Source organism: Actinoplanes sp. NPDC048791, assembly GCF_040650095.1.
GTDB lineage: Bacteria > Actinomycetota > Actinomycetes > Mycobacteriales > Micromonosporaceae > Actinoplanes.
The window spans coordinates 1-18,376 of sequence record NZ_JBEZGQ010000053.1 but is presented as its reverse complement, the minus strand read 5'-3'; the positions used below and the strand labels follow the sequence as shown (position 1 = coordinate 18,376).

General features: G+C 72.8%; 20 protein-coding genes and 1 pseudogene. 14 read left to right on the top strand and 7 right to left on the bottom strand.

Annotation, left to right across the window (positions count from 1 at the left end; genetic code table 11):
• Both AB0C29_RS06920 and AB0C29_RS06915 read left to right on the top strand, forming a co-directional pair.
• Window positions 1–1,430, top strand: a 1,430-nt coding sequence (locus AB0C29_RS06920) for a hypothetical protein (RefSeq protein ID WP_360816264.1), incomplete at its 5' end; no start/stop codon positions are given.
• 11 nt (window positions 1,431–1,441) lie between these two features.
• The gene (locus tag AB0C29_RS06915; RefSeq protein WP_360816261.1) at window positions 1,442–1,792 is read left to right on the top strand and encodes a hypothetical protein; all 351 of its coding nucleotides are present in this window, start codon (window positions 1,442–1,444) and stop codon (window positions 1,790–1,792) included.
• Here AB0C29_RS06915 and AB0C29_RS06910 read toward each other — a convergent pair.
• Window positions 1,779–2,219 carry a hypothetical protein gene (locus AB0C29_RS06910; protein ID WP_360816258.1) on the bottom strand — a complete coding sequence of 147 codons (441 nt, stop codon included), beginning with the start codon at window positions 2,217–2,219 and terminating at the stop codon, window positions 1,779–1,781. The genes AB0C29_RS06915 and AB0C29_RS06910 overlap by 14 nt on opposite strands.
• Before the next feature lie 61 nt (window positions 2,220–2,280).
• Between AB0C29_RS06910 and dapD the strand changes: the two genes are divergently transcribed.
• A complete protein-coding gene (gene dapD, locus AB0C29_RS06905; protein WP_360816256.1) occupies window positions 2,281–3,228 on the top strand; it encodes a 2,3,4,5-tetrahydropyridine-2,6-dicarboxylate N-succinyltransferase in 948 nt (315 codons plus the stop codon).
• Here the strand turns inward: dapD and AB0C29_RS06900 are convergent.
• Entirely contained in the window at window positions 3,225–4,079 is an 855-nt protein-coding gene (locus AB0C29_RS06900) for a LysR family transcriptional regulator ArgP (protein WP_360816253.1), read from the bottom strand. The genes dapD and AB0C29_RS06900 overlap by 4 nt on opposite strands.
• Before the next feature lie 72 nt (window positions 4,080–4,151).
• On the opposite strand from AB0C29_RS06900, the gene AB0C29_RS06895 reads away from it, so the two are divergent.
• Together AB0C29_RS06895 and AB0C29_RS06890 are read left to right on the top strand one after the other, a co-directional pair.
• Window positions 4,152–4,745, top strand: coding sequence for a LysE/ArgO family amino acid transporter (locus tag AB0C29_RS06895; protein WP_360816250.1), 594 nt, complete (start codon window positions 4,152–4,154; stop codon window positions 4,743–4,745).
• 42 nt (window positions 4,746–4,787) lie between these two features.
• Entirely contained in the window at window positions 4,788–7,481 is a 2,694-nt protein-coding gene (locus AB0C29_RS06890; RefSeq protein ID WP_360816247.1) for a hypothetical protein, read from the top strand.
• A gap of 11 nt (window positions 7,482–7,492) precedes the next feature.
• Here AB0C29_RS06890 and AB0C29_RS06885 read toward each other — a convergent pair whose 3' ends face one another.
• The 3 genes from AB0C29_RS06885 to AB0C29_RS06875 are packed head-to-tail and all read right to left on the bottom strand — an operon-like array spanning window position 7,493 to window position 8,830.
• The gene (locus AB0C29_RS06885) at window positions 7,493–7,897 is read right to left on the bottom strand and encodes a VOC family protein (RefSeq protein WP_360816244.1); all 405 of its coding nucleotides are present in this window, start codon (window positions 7,895–7,897) and stop codon (window positions 7,493–7,495) included.
• 10 nt (window positions 7,898–7,907) lie between these two features.
• Entirely contained in the window at window positions 7,908–8,282 is a 375-nt protein-coding gene (locus AB0C29_RS06880; protein WP_360816269.1) for a helix-turn-helix transcriptional regulator, read from the bottom strand.
• A gap of 26 nt (window positions 8,283–8,308) precedes the next feature.
• Entirely contained in the window at window positions 8,309–8,830 is a 522-nt protein-coding gene (locus tag AB0C29_RS06875; protein ID WP_360816241.1) for an AAA family ATPase, read from the bottom strand.
• A 75-nt stretch (window positions 8,831–8,905) separates the two neighbouring features.
• On the opposite strand from AB0C29_RS06875, the gene AB0C29_RS06870 reads away from it, so the two are divergent.
• The 3 genes from AB0C29_RS06870 (at window position 8,906) to AB0C29_RS06860 (ending at window position 12,076) form a co-directional block, all read left to right on the top strand.
• The gene (locus AB0C29_RS06870; RefSeq protein ID WP_360816266.1) at window positions 8,906–9,949 is read left to right on the top strand and encodes a MerR family transcriptional regulator; all 1,044 of its coding nucleotides are present in this window, start codon (window positions 8,906–8,908) and stop codon (window positions 9,947–9,949) included.
• A 40-nt stretch (window positions 9,950–9,989) separates the two neighbouring features.
• A complete protein-coding gene (locus tag AB0C29_RS06865) occupies window positions 9,990–11,054 on the top strand; it encodes a beta-eliminating lyase-related protein (RefSeq protein WP_360816237.1) in 1,065 nt (354 codons plus the stop codon).
• Window positions 11,055–11,221: 167 nt separating this feature from the next.
• Window positions 11,222–12,076: an oxidoreductase gene (locus AB0C29_RS06860; RefSeq protein ID WP_360816234.1), complete on the top strand. Its 855-nt coding sequence runs from the start codon at window positions 11,222–11,224 to the stop codon at window positions 12,074–12,076.
• Here the strand turns inward: AB0C29_RS06860 and AB0C29_RS06855 are convergent.
• Window positions 12,066–12,743: an alpha/beta hydrolase gene (locus tag AB0C29_RS06855; RefSeq protein ID WP_360816231.1), complete on the bottom strand. Its 678-nt coding sequence runs from the start codon at window positions 12,741–12,743 to the stop codon at window positions 12,066–12,068. The two genes, AB0C29_RS06860 and AB0C29_RS06855, sit on opposite strands and share 11 nt — an antisense overlap.
• A 64-nt stretch (window positions 12,744–12,807) precedes the next feature.
• Here AB0C29_RS06855 and AB0C29_RS06850 point away from each other — a divergent pair, with 64 nt between their 5' ends.
• Window positions 12,808–13,128, top strand: a complete 321-nt coding sequence (locus AB0C29_RS06850) for a metalloregulator ArsR/SmtB family transcription factor (protein WP_360816228.1) — start codon at window positions 12,808–12,810, stop codon at window positions 13,126–13,128.
• Window positions 13,125–13,514 (top strand): SRPBCC domain-containing protein, encoded by a 390-nt coding sequence (locus tag AB0C29_RS06845; protein WP_360816225.1) that lies wholly within the window; start codon window positions 13,125–13,127, stop codon window positions 13,512–13,514. Before AB0C29_RS06850 ends, AB0C29_RS06845 begins: the two co-directional genes overlap by 4 nt.
• An 85-nt stretch (window positions 13,515–13,599) precedes the next feature.
• On the opposite strand, the gene AB0C29_RS06840 is transcribed toward AB0C29_RS06845, so the two are convergent.
• On the bottom strand, window positions 13,600–14,580 hold the full coding sequence (locus AB0C29_RS06840; RefSeq protein WP_360816222.1) for a hypothetical protein: 981 nt from the start codon (window positions 14,578–14,580) through the stop codon (window positions 13,600–13,602).
• On the opposite strand from AB0C29_RS06840, the gene AB0C29_RS06835 reads away from it, so the two are divergent.
• From AB0C29_RS06835 to AB0C29_RS06820, 4 genes and pseudogenes are all read left to right on the top strand, one after another.
• Window positions 14,579–15,319, top strand: coding sequence for a methyltransferase domain-containing protein (locus tag AB0C29_RS06835; protein WP_360816219.1), 741 nt, complete (start codon window positions 14,579–14,581; stop codon window positions 15,317–15,319). The genes AB0C29_RS06840 and AB0C29_RS06835 overlap by 2 nt on opposite strands.
• Window positions 15,320–15,406: 87 nt before the next feature.
• Window positions 15,407–16,645 carry an ergothioneine biosynthesis glutamate--cysteine ligase EgtA gene (egtA, locus tag AB0C29_RS06830; RefSeq protein ID WP_360816216.1) on the top strand — a complete coding sequence of 413 codons (1,239 nt, stop codon included), beginning with the start codon at window positions 15,407–15,409 and terminating at the stop codon, window positions 16,643–16,645.
• Complete coding sequence (gene egtB, locus AB0C29_RS06825; RefSeq protein WP_360816214.1) at window positions 16,642–17,949, top strand: ergothioneine biosynthesis protein EgtB; 1,308 nt, start codon at window positions 16,642–16,644, stop codon at window positions 17,947–17,949. Before egtA ends, egtB begins: the two co-directional genes overlap by 4 nt.
• Window positions 17,949–18,170, top strand: a pseudogene (locus AB0C29_RS06820) (ergothioneine biosynthesis protein EgtC); the annotation flags it as partial. The gene egtB and the pseudogene AB0C29_RS06820, both read left to right, overlap by 1 nt.
• Between the last annotated feature and the right edge of the window lie 206 nt (window positions 18,171–18,376).

Genomic DNA, 18,376 nt, shown 5'->3' with positions numbered 1-18,376 from the left:
GTGACGCGGACGCACTGCGACTGATCGCGGACGACTGCCGGACGGTGGCGCAGTCGGTGGAGAAGGCCCTGGCCGCGGCCGACGTGCTGCGCGAGCAGGGCATCAGCGACGTGTGGGCCGGCGAGACCCACGTCACCGCGAACGACGCACTGCGGGCACTCGCCGACGACATGTTCCGCGCGCTGACGGCGTTCCGGCAGATCAGCGACCAGGTACGGCAGCACGCCGAGCTGGTCCAGCAGGAGCCCCGCGACCGCGGCAACGCGGCCTCGCTGGCCGAGATCGCCTCCACGGTCGGGGCGATGAGCTGGGGTCCGGTGCCCAACCTCGAGTACGAGGGCGAGATCATGCGCGACCAGCACGCGCAGGCGATCGCACACATCGACGGCCGGGTCGACAAGCACATCTCGATGCGCAACGCCGCGGAGGACTTCGCCACGGCCATGCACGAGATCGAGACGCAGGCCCGCACCGGCCGGCTCAGCGACTCGCCGCTGTCGGCGGTCGACGAGGTGGTCATCGCGGGCGCCGGCTGGACCCGGACCATGGTGCCGCTGACACCGGTGCTGACCCCGGCGATGGACCAGCGGGCGGCGGAGGCGCTGGCGGCGCTAAACGACGAGGACCGGGAACGGATGACCGGGCTGCTGGCGACGGCTTACTCGCCGGAGCACCGGGCGTACCTGCTGAAGACGTTGGCGGCGGGGTATTCGGTGGCTGAGGTGGCTGGGTTCGACCAGTTGATCGCCGGGCACGGGGGCGATCCGGGGTGGCTGCGGGAGCATCTGAGTCCGCTGTCGCTGGACGTCGAGAACCCGATGCCCGGCAAGGACCACAACGCGTTCGAGTCCGCCCGGTGGGAGCAGGGGAACCGTCCGACCTGCGTGGCCGCGTCGACGGTCACCGCGCGTGCCGCGGTCGACCCGCTCTATGCGCTGCAGCTCACGACGGGTGGTCATCCCGGGGATCCGGAGTTCGACAATCCGGAGGCGTTCGCGCACCGGCTGCGGGACGAGCAGGAACAGGTCTACGACGGCGGCCGCACGTGGTTCCAGGAGCACTTCGGCGACGACGGGATGACGTCCGAGCAGTCGGCGACCGTGGCCAACGACGAGATCGCCGCCCGGACCGGAGCCGACTACAGCAACGTCAAGCTGGAGGATCGCGCCGCCCGGGAGGCGACCGTCGCGTCGATCGAGCGAGCGGTCGACGAGGGCTATCCGGTCCCCTTCTTCACCCATGAGAACGGGGAGACCCACCAGCTGATGGTGATCGGCCACTCCGAGTACCAGCTGCAGGTGTACAACCCTTGGGGTTACACCTACTGGATCACCGAGCGCGACTTCGTCGACGGTCACGTGGACGGCATCGACGCCGAGATCCCCTCCACGCCGAGCACGGTCCGGTTGCCGGAGAAGGTGGGTCGATGAGCAGACCGGGTGTGCGCACCGACGAAGAACTGGCGTCGGTGGACGTGGCGGCCGCGATCGCCGAAGCCCTGCGGAGTCCTGATCCCGCACGACATCTCATGACGGTATGCGCGGTTCCGGCGGCGATCCAGGCGGATCAGGCGGGCGTTCTGCCCCGCTCGTTGAGCTACCTCGCGGAGATAGTCCGCCGCGGCGGCAGCGACTACGCGGTCCAGCTTCCCTCGCCGCTGCCCACGGCGGAGCAGTCGGCACTGATCCGGCCGTGGCTGGCTCGCGCCGCCGCGGGCGATGCCGACCAGTGCTTCGCGCGCTGGCTCGACGGGGTGGCGGCCATCATCGACGCCCGCCTCAGCGAACGCTGACCTGCCAGATCACGGTGCGCGACAGCGGCGACGGCTCGTCGCAGCCCTGGAAACAATTGGCGACCGTGACCACCGCCGTGCCGGACTCCTTCGCCTCGTAGACGAAGTAGGTGGTGCCGCCGCCACCGCCGGCCATGTCGCCGTCGCGGCCGACCAGGCGGCTCCACCAGCTGTCCGGCACCTTGCGCTCCGCCACCGGCTCCAGCTTGCCGGCGGGCGCGACGGTGGCGGTCCAGCTGTCGCCGACGGAGGCGCCGCGGTCCGGGACCGCCAGGGAGAAGCGGTCGCCCTCGTCGACCTCGACGGTCAGGTCTTCCTCATTGATCTTGGTGCCGAAGGTCGCGCGCTCGTGCAGGGTCAGGCCGCCCCAGACCGCGGCGGCCAGCAGGATCGCTACGGCGAGCGACCACGACAACACCCTTCTCACCGGCCGGACCCTACTGAACCGGCGCCACCGGGCGCTGCCCCCTCCTAGTAGGGTTCGCTGCGTGAGTACCGCGATTTCGACCTCGCCTGCCTGGGGCATCGGCCTCGCCACCGTCACCGCCGAGGGTCAGGTGCTCGACACCTGGTTCCCGAGCGGTTTCCTCGGTCTCGGCACCGTTCCGGAGGAGGCGCCCACGCTGCCCGCCGGTCTCACCGGGCCCAAGGCATTGGCCGGGCTGGCCACGGTCGAGGTGCGGGTGGAGGTCGGTTCGCTGGCCGACCCGATCAAGGACGCCTCGGACGCGTACCTGCGGTTGCACCTGTTGTCGCACCGGCTGGTGCGGCCGAACGAGCAGAATCTCGACGGCATCTTCGGCCTGCTGGCCAACGTCGCCTGGACCTCGGCCGGGCCGTGCCCGCCGGACCGGGTCGACGAGTTGCGCTTCATCGAGCGCGCCGCCGGCCGGCACCTCGCCGTGTACGGGGTCGACAAGTTCCCGCGGATGACCGACTACGTGACGCCTTCCGGGGTGCGGATCGCCGACGCCGACCGGGTGCGGCTCGGCGCGCATCTGGCCAGCGGCACGACGGTCATGCACGAGGGCTTCTGCAACTTCAACGCCGGCACGCTCGGCACCTCGATGGTCGAGGGGCGCATCGTGCAGGGTGTCGTCGTCGGTGACAGTTCCGACGTCGGCGCCGGCTCCTCGATCATGGGGACGCTCTCCGGCGGCGGCAAGGACAAGGTGTCCATCGGCGAGCGCAGCCTGCTCGGGGCCAACGCCGGCATCGGCATCTCGCTCGGTGACGACTGCGTCGTCGAGGCCGGCTGTTACATCACCGCGGGGTCGAAGCTGACGCTGCCGGACGGCCGGGTGGTCAAGGCCCGCGAGCTGTCGGGCGTCAACGGCCTGCTCTTCTGGCGCAACTCGGTGACCGGCGCCCTGGAGGCCCGGCCGCGCAAGGGTACGGGCATCGAGCTCAACGCCGCCCTGCACGCCAACGACTAACGCAACGCTCCGGCCGCGACGGCCTTGACCGCACTGGTCAGGGCCGTCAGCACCGTCGACTCCATCCGCCAGTACTGCCAGTGGAGCGGGATGTCCAGGTGCCGGCCCGGTGCCAGGTCCACACCGCGGCCCGCGGCGATGTCCTCGCGGGCCGTCTGCTCCGGCACCATTCCCCAGCCCAGGCCCAGCCGGATCGCCTCGGCGAAGGCGTGCGTCGCCGGGATGTAGGTGATCGGCGGTTCCAGGTCGCCGCTGCCCAGCGCCTCCAGGAAGCGGTGCTGGAGGCGGTCCTTGCGGTTGAAGACGAGCATCGGTGTGGTGGCGAAACCGGTGAAGTGGCCCGGGGCGGCCACCGCCAGGTAGCGCATCGCGCCGAGCTTCTCCACCCGGCAACCCTGCACGGCCACGTTTTGTGCGGTCACCGCGGCCATCGCCGTACCCGCGCGCAGCAGCTCCGCGGTGTGGTCCTGGTCGTCCTGGTGCAGTTCGAAGCTCAGCGCCGGCTCGGCCGGCAGCGCGGCCAGCGCGGGCAGGAACCAGGTGTGCAGCGAGTCGGCGTTGACCACCACCGAGATCCGGGTCCGGCCGTCGCCGCCGGGCACGCCCCGGGCCGCCGCCAGGGCCTCGCGTTCGAGCAGCGCGATCTGGCCGGCCAGCCGGACCAGCGCCTGTCCGGCCTCGGTGGCTTCGCAGGGTTTGGCCCGACGGACCAGGACCTGCCTGACGTCCTGCTCGAGGGCCTTGATCCGCTGGCTCACCGCGGACGGGGTGACGTGCAGCGTACGGGCGGCGGCCTCGAAGCTGCCGCCCTCGATCACCGCCTGGAACGTCGCCAGCTGCACCGCGTCCACGTACAGAATCCCTAATGTTCGTGAAGAATCTTTAGCTGGAGTACATCACGCATCCGTCCTAGCGTCGACGGTGTGCTCACCTCCACCGTCGCCGGCTTCGCTGCCTCGCTCGTGCTCATCGTCGCCATCGGGGCTCAGAACGCTTTTGTCCTGCGCCAGGGACTGCGCCGTGAGCACGTACTCCCGGTGGTCCTGACCTGTGCCGTCTCGGACCTGATGTTGATCGCGGCCGGGATCGCCGGGCTCGGCGCGGTCGTGACCGCGCGGCCGACGGCCGTGACCGTCATCCGCTGGGCCGGGGCCGCGTTCCTGTTCACCTACGCCGCGCTGGCCGCGAAGCGGGCGTGGCGGCCCGGCACGCTGAAGCCGACCGACCAGGCCCCCGCCACCCTGCGCGCGACCCTGCTGACCTGCCTCGCGCTGACCTACCTCAACCCGCACGTGTACCTGGACACCGTGCTGCTGCTCGGCTCGGTGGCCCAGCAGCACCCGCACCGGTGGCTGTTCGGGATCGGCGCCGCGGTGGCGAGCGGCGTGTGGTTCTCCGCGCTGGGCCTGGGTGCGCACCGGCTGGCCCCGGTGCTGTCCCGGCCGGCGGCCTGGCGGGTGCTGGACGGCCTGATCGCCGTGGTGATGGCCGGCGTGGCCACCACCCTGCTTGTTTAGCCGTCAATCGAACCATTTGCATGTATTCGGTATACACGGGGCATGCGAAGACTCCTCGTATCGGCGGCGCTGGCCGCGGCATTACTGGTGAGCGGGGCGGGGCAGGCCTGGGCCGCGCCACCCGCTCCGGCAGCCGACGACGGCTGGTCCGTGACCGACGGACAGCTGACCTGGCGGTCCGGCGAGCGGATCCCGATGGGCGACGCGGCAGTCGAGTTCTACGCCGGTGACCGGCTGCTGGGCCGGCCGCGCGCGGCGGCCGACGACCGTACGTTCCGGCTGCCGCTGGAGCACGCCAAGGACCTGCGTGACCTGCAGGTACGCGCGGGTGGCAAGCGGCTCGACGTCGACGCCCCCGCACCGGCGCGCAAGCGGGCGGCCGCGGTGCCGGCAACCCAGGCCCTGCCCGCGAACAAGGTCGATCCCGGCGTCAAGGGGCCGTACCGGACTGTCACCGGCGAGTACTCGCTGGCCGGGGTCAAGCTGCCGGACTTCCCGGAGCCCGTGGAGATGCAGGGTGTCGTGGTCGCGCCGCAAGGAGCGCCTGGCAACCGTCCGCTCGCGTTGTTCCTGCACGGGCGGCACTACACCTGCTTCAAGGGCGCCGACGAGGAAGCGCTGACCGGCGACTGGCCGTGCGGCGCGGGCACCGAGCCGGTGCCCAGCCACCGCGGCTACCTCCAGGCCCAGCAGCTGCTGGCCTCGCAGGGCTACGTCACCGTCTCGATCTCGGCCAACGGCATCAACGGCCAGGACTTCGCCGCCGCCGACGGCGGCGCCCAGGCCCGCTCGTCGCTGGTCCGCCAGCACCTCGCCCGCTGGGCCGACTGGGCCGGCGCCGGACGGGCGAACGCCCCCGCCATCGTGAAGTCCGCGCCGCGGGCCGACCTGTCCAAGGTGTTCCTGATGGGTCACTCCCGGGGCGGCGAGGGCGTCAGCCGCGCCGCGATGGACAGCCTGACCCCGCCGCCGGCCGCCGCCGACGGTTACCACGGCAAGGTCCGCTGGACGATCCGCGGCCTGCTGCTGATCGGCCCGACGATCTTCGGCCAGAACCCGGTGCCGGACGTGCCGTCCGCGACGATCCTGCCCGGCTGCGACGGCGACGTCTCCGACCTGCAGGGACAGATCTTCGTCGACGCCACCCGCGGCGTGAGCCGGGGCAAGGCCCTGCACAGCTCCCTGTACGCGATCGGCGCCAACCACAACTTCTTCAACACCGAGTGGACCCCGGGGCAGTCGCAGGCACCGTCCTTCGACGACTTCTTCACCGGGGACGAGCCCGACCCGGTGTGCTCGCCGGGCACCGCGACGCGGCTCACGGCCCAGCAGGAGCAGACGGTCGGTGCGACGTACATCGCGGCGGCCGCGCGGCTCTTCGTCGGCGGCGATGACCGGGTCCGGCCGCTGCTCGACGGCACCGGCGTACGCGCCCCGTCGGCCGACCCCGCCCGGGTGCTCAGCCACGCCATCGGCGCCGGGCGCACGGCGGCGCTGATCCCCGACGAGTCCGTCAAGGTCACCGGCGGCCGGCTCTGCGAGCAGGTCACCGACGACGCGACCAAGGCGTGCCTGACCACGGAGAGCTGGTTCAGCCCGTCGCCGCACTTCGTCCCGTTCGGCTTCGCCCGTGAGCCGGGCCGCTACGCCGTCGACCTGAAGTGGTCCGCCCCGGGCCAGGCGGTCACGCTGCGGCCCAGCCGGCCGGTCAGCGTCTCCGGCGCCCGCGAGCTGGCCATGCGGCTGGTGGTGCCGCCCAACACGACCGGCAACCGGTTCGGCGTGGCCGTCACCGACACCGCCGGCCGCCGCACCGCCCTCGGTGAGGTACGCCTCGACGGCCTGCCCGGCAGCCAGAACACGACCTCGTACTGGGGTCAGGAGGTGCGGGTGCCGCTCAAGCAGGTCCGCGGCAAGGTGGCGAAGCTGGAGCTGATCCCGCGCAGTGCCGCCGGCGAGGCCTGGCTGATCGACGCGTGGGGCTGGCGGCCGGGCACTCCGGCGGCGCGGCCCGTCTCCCTGCCCCGCATCGACATCGGCGAGCTGAACGTCGTCGAGGGCGACTCGGGCAGCCGCACGTACGAGGTGCCGGTCAAGGTCACCGGGCGCGGCAACGGTCAGGTGCGGCTGTTCCTGACCGACGCGGCCACGTACGAGACGAAGTCCTGGCTGGCCACCGTCCGGCCCGGCAGCAGCACGATCCGGGTGCCGGTCAAGGTCACGGGAGACACGCTCTTCGGCACCGGCGATGCCTCCATCCTCAACGCCAAGGCCGTCCGCGGCACGGTGATCGGCGACTACCAGGGCGCGGTCATCGCCGCCAACGACGACCCCGCCCCGAAGATCACCGTCGAGCCGGTCGCCGACCGGGTCGCCGAGGGCGGAACGCTCACCTGGCGGGTCCGGCTCTCCACCATCGCCGAGACCCCGATCTGGGTCGAGGCCGACATCGAGCCGCCGGCCGCCGGGACCGAGCTGTCCAGCACGGACGTCGACCCGACCTGGTTCACCGACAACTCCGGCGAGGACCCACTGCCGTCCCGGCCGCTGTCGGAGACCTATCTGATGCCGTGGACCGGGGTGCAGGCCGGCGAGCTGACCGCCGACCTGACCATCCCGACCGTCACCGACTCCGCGGACGAGCCGGACGAGGTGGTGCAGCTGCACCCGACGGTGTTCGGCTGGGAAGAGGAAGCGCCCGAGCTCGGCACGGTGACCGGAACAGTCACCGACTGACGCTGGTTCCGCTACCCCTCGGAGAACCTGACCATGTTCCCCGAGGGGTCGCGGAAGGCGCAGTCGCGGACCCCGGACGGCTGGTCGATCGGCTCCTGGATCACATCCGCGCCCGCCGCCCGGACCTTCTCGAAGGTCTCGTCGCAGTTGCCGGTGCGGAGGATGATGCCCGGCAGCAGCCCCTTGGCCAGCAGATCCGCCGTCGTCTGCCGGTCCTCCGGCGAGGTGTGCGGGAAGTAGCCGGGGATCTCCAGCCCGATCTCCACGGGCTGCCCGGGCGCACCCAGCGTGAGCCAGCGGTTGTCCTCGAAGGTCACGTCGTTGCGCACCTCAAGGCCCACGACGTCGCGATAGAAGGCGAGCGCCGCGTCGTAGTCGTGCACGACGAGGAAGCAGTGCGACAGCGAGAGAGTCATGCCGGCCACGCTAGGAGGATCGCGAGCCGGCCGCTTCTCGAAACCGACCAGGTTGCCCCAGCTGCTTCAGCACGCAACCGGGGATCGCGGCGGCGGCCCGGTGGTCCCGGGCGCGGTAGGCGGACGGCGTCTCCCCGACCAGTGCGGTGAAGCTGGCGCTGAAGGACCCCAGCGAGGTGCAACCCACCCGGACGCAGGCGTCGGTGACGCTGACGTCACCGCGGCGCAACAGCGCCTTGGCCCGCTCGATGCGGCGGGTCATCAGATAACCGTACGGGGATTCGCCGTACGCGGCCCGGAACCGGCGGCTGAAGTGGCTCGGTGACATGTGCGCCGTACGCGCCAGAGCGGCGATGTCGAGCGGCTGGGCGAAGTCACGGTCCATTTGGTCGCGGGCGCGGCGCAGGCGGCTCAGCTCGTCCACAGGGCCGCCCGTACGTCGTCGGCGAGGGCGCGGATGTCCACCATACGAGCGGTGTCGACCCGGATGACCGCCCCCAGAGCCAGGGGTACGGCGGCCGCCGCCCAGCCGGTCCACTCGGTGGCCAGCTTCTCCGCGTCGGCGTGCACCGCGTGCCGCTTGCGCGAGATGTAGCGGGAGCGGGCCAGCTCGGCGGGCACGTCGCACCAGATCTCGACGGTCGCCTTCGCTCCCGTTCGGGCCAGGCCCGCGCGGGCCTGCTCGAGATCGCGCGGGTGGAACCACCACGAGTCCACGACCACCATGCCGCTCACCGCCGCGGCCAGGGTCCACACCGTGTCCATCGCCACCGCGCCGAGCTCCGGCACCTCGGTCACCACCGCGTCGGCCAGGGCTTCCTTGATCCGGTCCTTGCCGAGGCAGGCGGCGTCGAGCGCGGCCGCGAGCCGGGGGGCCAGGCTGCTCTTGCCCGATCCCGGCAGACCGTTCACCATCACCACGTCACGTGCCATGCCTGCACGATCGCACAGGCGCTTGACCCTCGAGCAGGTCGAGGCAGCAGGGTTCCAGGTGTGGAGAGCGACGACATGTACGGCATCGGCGAGATCTCGCGGGCCAGCGGGCTGAGCATCAGCGCGCTGCGGTTCTACGACGGCGCCGGGGTCCTGGTGCCGGCCGAGGTCGACCCCCTGACCGGCTACCGCCGCTACAGCGACGAGCAGCTGCGGGCCGCCCGCCTGGTGGCCGGCCTGCGCCGGGTGGGGATGCCGGTCGCCGGGATCACCCGCGCGGTCGCCGAGCTGAGCAATCCCCCGGCGGTGCGCAAGCTGCTCGACGAGCACCTGCGCCGGCTGGAGGACGGCCTGGCCGACGCCCGTCGTGAGCTCTCCCGCGTCCACGCCCTGCTGGATCCCGAGGAGACCACCATGACCCGGATCACCCTGCCCGCCGCTGCCCTGGCCGCCGCGCTCGACGCCGTCCGCTTCGCCGCCTGCACCGACCCCGAGCTGCCCATCCTCGGCGGCGTGCTGTTCGAGACCGAGACCGCCGCGCTGACCGTGGTGACGACGGACCGCTACCGGCTGGCCGTCGCCGAGGCTGCCGCCGCCGTCTCGGGGCCACCGGCCAGGCTCGTCGCTCCCCTGCCATTCGTCGACGAGCTGCGGCGGCTGCTCACCCGCGACGACGAGGCTGTGCTGCTGCTGACTCCTGAGCTGCTCGGCGCCGAGGTCGGCGGCCGGCGCATCGAGGCCAAGCCGCTGGACGTCGGCTTCCCCGACCACCACCGGCTGGTCGACCTCGGCGCGGCCGGCAGCCGCCAGGTGACGGTCGACGTGGCGGCCCTGCGTGCGGCGGTCGAGGAGGTGCCGGCCGTGTCCCGCGAGCACAACGGCAAGCCGTTCGACCTGACCGTCCTGGCGGTGGACCCGGCCGGTTCGCTGCGGGTGGCGGCCGAGGCGGAGTGGGCGGCCGACGAGGAGGCGCACGTGGCGGTCAACCGCGAGTTCCTGCTCCAGGCCCTCGACGCCGGCGGCGCGGGCCAGCTGGTCCTCGAGCTGGACGGACCGATCAAACCCCTGGCCGTGCGAGGCAGCGGCACGTTCTCGATCCTCATGCCGGTGCGCCGCTAACCTGCCTGACACCAGCACGGGAACACGACACACTGGCCCGGTGGATGACGACATCAGCGCAAGGCGGGCGGCCTGCACCGACTCCCTGCTCGGCAACGGGCTGGTGCGGCCGCCGGAGCTGCTCGCCTCGATCGACCCCGAGGCCCGCCCCGACCTGTACGGCGAGGGTGGCGTGGTGGCCGAGCTCGAGGAGCACGTCGCCGCGCTGCTCGGCAAGCCGGCTGCCGTGTTCCTGCCCAGCGGCACGATGGCCCAGGGCGCCGTGTTGCGGGTGCACGCCGATCAGCGCACCAGCCGCACGATCGTCTGGCATCCGTACTCGCACCTCGAACGGCACGAGGGGCAGGGCTACGCGCGGCTGCACCAGCTCGTCGGGCGGCCGGTCGGCGACTTCGAACGGCTGATCCGCCGCAGCGACCTGCAGAGCGTGGCCGAGCCGGTGGCGGCACTCGTGCTGGAGCTGCCGCAACGGGATCTCGGCGGGACGCTGCCGTCGTGGGACGAGCTGGTCGCGCAGACCTCGTGGGCCCGCGACCGGGGCGCGGCCGTGCACCTCGACGGCGCCCGGCTCTGGGAGGCCGCCGTCGGCTACGAACGGTCGCCCGCCGAGATCGCCGAGCTGTTCGACACCGTGTACGTGTCGTTCTACAAGGGCGTGGGCGCGCTGCCGGGCTGCTGCGTCGCCGGGCCGGAGGAAGACATCGCCCAGGTGCGCGAGTGGCGTGGGCGGCTGGGCGGGACGCTGTTCGCGATGTGGCCGGCGGCGTCGTCGGCGCTCGGGCTGCTCGACGCGACACTGGCCGAGATGCCGGCCCGGCTGGCCCACGCCCGTGCCATCGCGGCGGCGCTGGCTGCGGTGCCCGAGGTGCGGGTGGTGCCTGACCCGCCGCAGACACCGATGATGCATCTGCTGTTCGCGACGACGGCGGAACGCTTCCGGATGAACGCCAAGCGGATCTCCGAGGAGACCGGTCTGTGGGTGTGGCCGAACGCGGTCGAGACGGGTGACCCGGAGGTGGTGCGGTGCGAACTGCCCGTCGGCCGGGCGACCCTGCGGCACAAGCCCGAGACGATCACGGAGATCCTGGCCGGCCTCTGCGGCTGAGCCTGGCCGGCTCTTGCGGTCGAGGCCGCCTGGCCTCGGCGATTAAGGCTGGCCGGCCTCGGCCGTCGCCGGCGGTCGCGGTCGCGGGCGTGGGCGGGGCCGGTGGCGGGGGTCGGGCATTTCGGCGTCGCCTGGCGGAATCGGGTGGGAATCGTAGAGTGAGGGTCGTGACTGATGACACCTTTCCGCTCGGCGACCGTTCGGTGCGACGGATCGGCTTCGGCGCGATGCAGCTCGCCGGGCCCGGGGCCTTCGGGCCACCGCGTGACCGCGACACCGCCCTCGACGTTCTCCGCAAGGCTGTGGAGCTGGGCGCCAACCACATCGACACCGCGCAGTACTACGGGCCGGACGTGGTCAACGACCTGATCCGGGAGGCGCTGCGGCCGTACCCGGAGGATCTGGTCCTGGTCAGCAAGGTCGGTGCGGCCCGCGACGGCACCGGGCGCTGGCTGCCCGCGATGGAGCCCGAGCAGCTGCGGTCCGGCGTGCTGGACAACCTGCGCTCGCTGGGGGTCGACCGGCTCGACGCGGTCAACCTGCGGCTGATGGACGGCGGCGGCGCGTTCGACGAGCAGCTCGACGCGATGATCGCCCTGCGGGACGAGGGTCTGATCGCCGGGATCGGGCTGAGCAACGTGACCCGCGAGCAGCTTGTGCACGCGGTCCAGCGCACCGAGATCGTCTGCGTGCAGAACTCGCTGAACCTGCTGGCCCGGGATTCGCTGCCGCTGCTGCGCGAGTGCCACGAGCTCGGCATCGCGTTCGTCCCGTTCTTCCCGCTCGGCTCGGCCTTCGGCGGGGTCAACCGGCTGCTCACCCACCCGGACCTGATCGCCGTCGCGGAGCGGCTGGAGGCTCAGCCGTCTCAGGTGGCGCTGGCCTGGCTGCTCGAGCTGGCCCCGAACGTGCTGCTCATCCCCGGCACCTCGTCGCTGGGCCACCTGATCGACAACATGACGGCCCGCCGGGTCCGCCTGGACGACGACGCCCGCAAGATCCTGGACACGATCAGCGAGTGACCCCCGCGGCGGCGCGGATCTCGGCCGCCACCAGCTCCGGGTGCGACAGCATCGGGTGGTGGCCGGTCGGCAGTTCCACCGTACGGCGGGCCCGGGCGGCCTGGGTGCGCTGCAGCTCCGGCGGGGTCGCGCGGTCCTCGGCGCACACCAGGTAGGTGCTCGGGATGTCTTGCCAGGCCGCGACCGTGACGGGTGTGGCCACCACCGACGCCGACTGGCGGGTCAGCCGGGCCTGCGCGCCCTCGACCGCCGCGGCGTCGCAGTCCTGCAGGAACAGCTCCTCGGTCAGCTCTCGGCGGACGCCGAAAGTGCCGTCGGCGGCGAAATCCAGGAACGGGGCCGGCTCGCTACCGGCGAAGGTCGCCAGGGACTCCCCGACCTTCGGCAGGAACGACGTGATGTAGACGAGCTGCCGCACGTCCTGGGTGGCCGCCGCCTCGGTCGCGACGACTCCGCCGTACGAGTGGGCGACGACGATTGCCGGACCCGTCCCGCTCAGCACGTGCCGCACGGCGGCGACGTCGTCCGCCAGGCCCGCCTGCCCGGCCGCCGCGCCGCAGCTGGGCAGCGGTGCCGCGATGCTGGGGAACGGCAGCAGGGCGGCCACCCGGGACCACCACCAGGCGCCGTCGTCGACGCACGAACCGTGCACGAAAACCAGATCCATACCCCGACCCTAATGCGTCGGAGATTGTTGACATGTCGGGGATCTCCGACGCATCATGGGCGGCATGCCTGACGGTGACGTGTTCGCGGCGCTGGCCAACCCGGTCCGGCGCCGGCTGCTGGTCGCTCTCCGGGACGGCCCCCGCGCCGCCGGGGAGCTGGCCGGGCACTTCGAGCTGAGCCGCCCTGCGGTTTCCGAGCACCTCGCGGTCCTGCGCCAGGCCGGCCTCGTCCGCGAGGAGCCGCGCGGCCGGCACCGCTACTACCACCTGGCCGCCGAGCCGCTCGCCGGCGTCCAGGAGTGGCTGCATCCGTTCGAGCGCTACTGGCGGGACCGCCTGGTCGCGCTGCGTGATCTCGTCGAGGAAGAGGGAGACGACCGGTGACCGACAAGACCGACATCGAACTGGACCAGTTCATCGCCCGGGAGCCCGCCGCCGTCTGGCGCGCGCTGACCGAGCCCGAGCTGCTGGCCCGGTGGTGGGCCGCGGGTGACATCAAGCCGATCGTGGGCCACCGCTTCACCATGGACATGGGCAGCTGGGGACAGCAGCCGTGCGAGGTGCTGGAGGTCGACCCGGAGCGGCTGCTGGTGTACACGTTCGCCGAGGGCAGCCTGGACACCACGATCACGTGGCGGCTCGAGCCCGAGGGCTCCGGGACCCGGCTGTTCCTGCGGCATGCCGGTTTTGTCCCGGGCAGCATCTCGCTCAAGGGCATGGGCAGCGGCTGGCCGGGCCTGCTCCGCCGAATCGAGCCCGCCTTGGCCTGAGCCGCCGCGGGCAGGCCCGGCCAGGCGGTCAATCCGGGCCCCGGCGGGCACGTCAGCCCGGCGCGGGCAGAGCCAAGCGGGCAGGTCAGGCCGGCGTGGGGACGGTGGTCGGGACGGCGGAGACGAGGTCGGCCAGCACCTGCCCGGCCAGCGTCCGCGGATCCGGCGGCGTCGGATACCGGGCCGTGATCTCCCTGTTCAGGGCCTCGAACCGCGCCGGCAGCGCCGCCAGGAAATCATCCAGCCCGCGCTGCACCGGCCCCCTCACCAGCGGCGCGAGCAGCCCGACGAGCGGTCGCAGCCACCCCACCCCGCGAGCACTCGCCCGGGTGGTCACCGACCAGCGGCCCGGCTCGGCCGCGGCCACCGTCAGCTCCCCGCTTCCGAGGGCTCGCGGGTGGGTCACCGTCGCGACCAGCTGCGGCTCCTCGTTCCCGTACGGCGGCAGCCGGCTCGCATCGACCGACATCCGCACGGTCACCACCCCACTGAGCAGCCCTCGGGCACCGAGCCAGTCCGGCACCTCCAGCAGCAGGCCGACCGGCCCCGGGGACAGCTCGACCCGCGCCCGGGTGTCCGTGTCGGTGTGGTGCACCGTGAAGCACGTCCGTTCCCGCTCGTCGGCTTCGAGCGTGATCGCGTACGTGTGCCAGGTTGTCGCCACCCGCCCGGTGGCCCGGGCCGCCGCAATCCGGCCGCGCTCCCACTCGGTCGCGGCCATCGCGTCGGCGTGCACCAGCCGGGCCGCGACCGCCGCCTCCTCGGCCGTCGGCGCGGGCACCTCGTCCTCGCGCAGCACCAGCCGGTAGGCGACGCCCGGGTAAGGATGCCGGCCGTCGACCACCCGCAGCCCGCCGTGGGCCCGCTCGGTGACCGGATGCCGGACCACGCCGTCGACGAAGTCCAGCGCGCGCCACCCGGCCAGCAGCTCGGGCAGGGCGGCGAGGAACGGTCGCGCATCGATCGCTGCGACTTCCGTCCGACCGCCGAGGCGCACCATGTCCGGATCGTAGACCGGACGTATCCCGGTCGCGCCGGCCGGAGCCACCCGGTTACCGTCGGGCATGCGTTCTTCTGCGGAGTACGACCACCTCGTCGGCGAGGCCGCCGGGGTGCCGATCACCGGGTGGGAGTTCGCTTGGCTCGACGGCCGCGCGGTCGGCTCGGATCCGTCCTGGTCCTATCCGGACCTGGCCCGTCCCCTGCTGCGGCCGGCGAGCAGTCTGCTGGACCTGGACACCGGCGGTGGTGAGCTGCTCGTGGAGCTGGCGCCGCTGCCCGCGCACACCGTCGCGGTGGAGGGCTGGGCGCCGAACGTGCCGGTCGCGCGGGACCGGCTGGCGCCGTTCGGGGTGTCGGTGCTCACCGAGCTGCCGGGTGGGGAGAACGAGTTCGACGTGGTGCTGAGCCGGCACGGCCGGTTGCCCGCCGAGGACATCGCCCGCCTGCTCAAGCCCGGTGGGACACTGCTGAGCCAGCAGGTCGGCAGCGACGATCTGCGGGATCTGAACGCCGAGCTCGGCGCCCCGCCGCCGTACGCGACAAGTTGGACGGCGACGGAGGCGGTCGCGGCGCTGGAGGCGGCCGGGCTGATCGTGACCGACGTACGCGAGGAACGCCCGTCGCTGACCTTCCACGACATCGGCGCACTGGTCTATCAGCTGCGCGCGGTGCCGTGGCAGATCCGCGATTTCACTCCCCAGCGGTACGAGCGCGCCCTGCGCCGGATAGACGCGACCATCCGCACCCACGGCCACTACACCGCCACCGCGCACCGGTTCCTGGTGCAGGCGGCCCGCCCTTGAACAATCGGTGAAAGTGGCGCAGCCCACCTACCGGGACTGATCCGTTGTAGGTAAGGTCCGGATGGATTGACTACTCGGGGGAGGGGCATGGCTACCTTCAGTGCGAAGCGCCCGTTGTCCGAAGGCGTCCTCCGGCATCTCGCCCAGGCCGCCGATCACATCTCCGGCATCTGCTTCAAGACCGGCCCACCTCGGCGCATCGGCGTCGAGTTGGAATGGACCGTCCATCGCTCGGACGCCCCGGCGGCCTATCTGGAAGCCGCGGACCTCCGCACAGCCCTAGGCACGTACGCACCACCCGCACTCGGCAATCCCCACCCCGGCGCACTGTTACCCGGCGGTGGCGCGGTGACCGTCGAGCCCGGCGGCCAGCTCGAGATCTCCTCGGCGCCGGCCGGCTCCCTCACCGAGTTGTACGAATCCCTCAGCGCCGACCAGGCGCACCTCACCGCCCTGCTCGCCCGTTCGGGCCTGGTCCTGGGCGACACCGGCCTCGATCCGCACCGGGCCCCCCGGCGCATGCTGCAGACCCCGCGGTACGCCGCCATGCAACGCAGCTTCGACGCCCGTGGCCGGCACGGCCGGACCATGATGTGCAGCACCGCCGGCCTGCAGATCTGTCTCGACGCCGGCACCGAACGGCAACTACCGCACCGCTGGGGAGCCCTGCACGAAGCGGGACCGGCGTTGCTGGCCGCCTTCGCCACTTCGGGACGGCACGCGGGCCGCGACACCGGCTGGGCCTCGGCCCGGATGGCCACCTGGTACGGCATCGACCCGCGCCGCACCAGACCGGTCGGCACCCCCGGCGATCTGGCCACCGGCTGGGCCGACTACGCCCTCGCCGCACCCGTGCTGTGTGTGCGCCGCGGCGAGGAGTCGTGGGACGTGCCGGCGAGGGTGACCTTCGCCGACTGGATCGACGGGGCCCTGCCCGGCCCGCCCCGGGTGGACGACCTCGACTATCACCTCAGCACGCTGTTCCCGCCGGTCCGCCCGCGCGGCTATCTCGAGGTCCGGTACCTCGACACCCAGCCCGGCACGGAGTGGATCGCCCCGGCCGCGGTCGTGGCGGCCCTGCTCGCCGACGACGCGACCACCGATGCGGCCCGGGCCGTCGCGGCCGCCACCGCCGGCCAGTGGGTGACCGCCGCCCGCGCCGGGCTGGCCGACCCCGACATCCGGCGCACCGCCACCGACCTGCTGGATCTCGCCTGCCGCAACCTCGACAGCACCGGCCTGCCGCCCGCGCTGCGGGACGTGGTCACCGACATCGTCGACCGGCGCCTGGACCGCGCCGGCACCCGGAAGGACGCGCACCGATGACTCAGGACCTGCGCCTCGCCGTCGCCGCCGAGCTGGAGCGCGCCCGCGCCCGCACGGCGCTGCTGACCGATGCCGTGGACGACGCCGATCTCGTCCGGCAGCACTCACCGATCATGTCGCCGCTGGTCTGGGACCTCGCGCACGTCGGCAACCAGGAGGAGCTCTGGCTGGTCCGCGACGTCGGCGGCCGCGAGCCGGTGCGCCGCGACATCGACGAGCTCTACGACGCGTTCAAGCACCCGCGCAGCGACCGGCCCGCGTTGCCGCTGCTCGGTCCGGCCGAGGCCCGCGCCTACGTGGAGCAGGTGCGGGACAAGGCTCTCGACGTGCTGGACCGGGTCCGGCTGGACGAGAGCCGGCCGTTGCTGGCCGACGGGTTCGCCTTCGGCATGATCGTGCAGCACGAGCAGCAGCACGACGAGACGATGCTGGCCACCCACCAGCTGCGCACCGGCGCGCCGGTGCTGACGGCCGACCCACCGCCACCGGCCCGGGTGCCCGTCGCCGGCGAGGTGCTGATCCCGGGCGGCCCGTTCGCCATGGGCACCGACACCGAGCCGTGGGCGCTGGACAACGAACGGCCCGCGCACACAGTGGACGTGCCCGCCTTCTTCATCGACGCGGCCCCGGTGACCAACGGCCGGTACGCGGAGTTCATCGACGCGGGCGGCTACGACGATCCGCAATGGTGGAGCGAGCGGGGCTGGGCGCACCGGCAGACGGCCGGGCTGACCGCGCCGCTGCACTGGCGGCGTGACGGGGACGGCTGGGCGGCCACGGCGTTCGGGCGTACCGAGCGGATCGTGCCGGACGAGCCGGTGGTGCACGTGTGCTTCTTCGAGGCGGAGGCGTACGCGGCCTGGGCCGGACGCCGGCTGCCCTCCGAGGCCGAGTGGGAGAAGGCGGCCCGGCACGACCCGGTGACCGGCCGCTCCCGGCGCTTCCCGTGGGGCGACGAGGCGCCGAAGGCCCGGCACGCCAACCTCGGCCAGCGCCACCTGTCGCCCGCGCCCGTCGGTGCCTATCCGGACGGTGCCTCACCGCTGGGCGTGCACCAGCTCATCGGCGACGTGTGGGAGTGGACGAGTTCCGGCTTCCACCCGTACCCGGGCTTCGCCGTGTTCCCGTACGAGGAGTATTCGCAGGTGTTCTTCGGCGGCGACTACCAGGTGCTGCGCGGTGGCTCGTTCGGCACCGACCGGGCCGCCTGCCGGGGCACCTTCCGCAACTGGGACCACCCGATCCGGCGGCAGATCTTCAGCGGCTTCCGCTGTGCCCGCGACGCCGGGCCCGGCACCCACTGATGTGCCGGCACCTGGCCTATCTCGGAACACCCGTACCGCTGGCGGAGCTGCTGTTCGAGGCGCCGCACGCCCTCGCCCGGCAGGCGTGGGCGCCGCAGGACATGCGCGGCGGCGGCACCATCAACGCCGACGGCTTCGGCGTGGCCTGGTATCCGGGCGGCAACGCCGAGCCGGTGCGCTACCGCAGCGCGGCCCCGCTCTGGTCGGACGCCGCTCTGCCGCCGAGGCCGGACCGGTCCGGCCCCACACCGGCGTCCGCACCCCCGCGGTGGCCTTCGACGACCTCACCGACATCGACACGCTGCTGGTGGCCGGCGGGTTGTCCGCGCCGCAGCACCTGCACCTGGCCGCGCCGATCGCCCGGCTCGCCGGCCGCGCCCGGCGGGACGCGTCGGTGTGCCACGGCGCCCTGCTGCTGGCCGAGGCC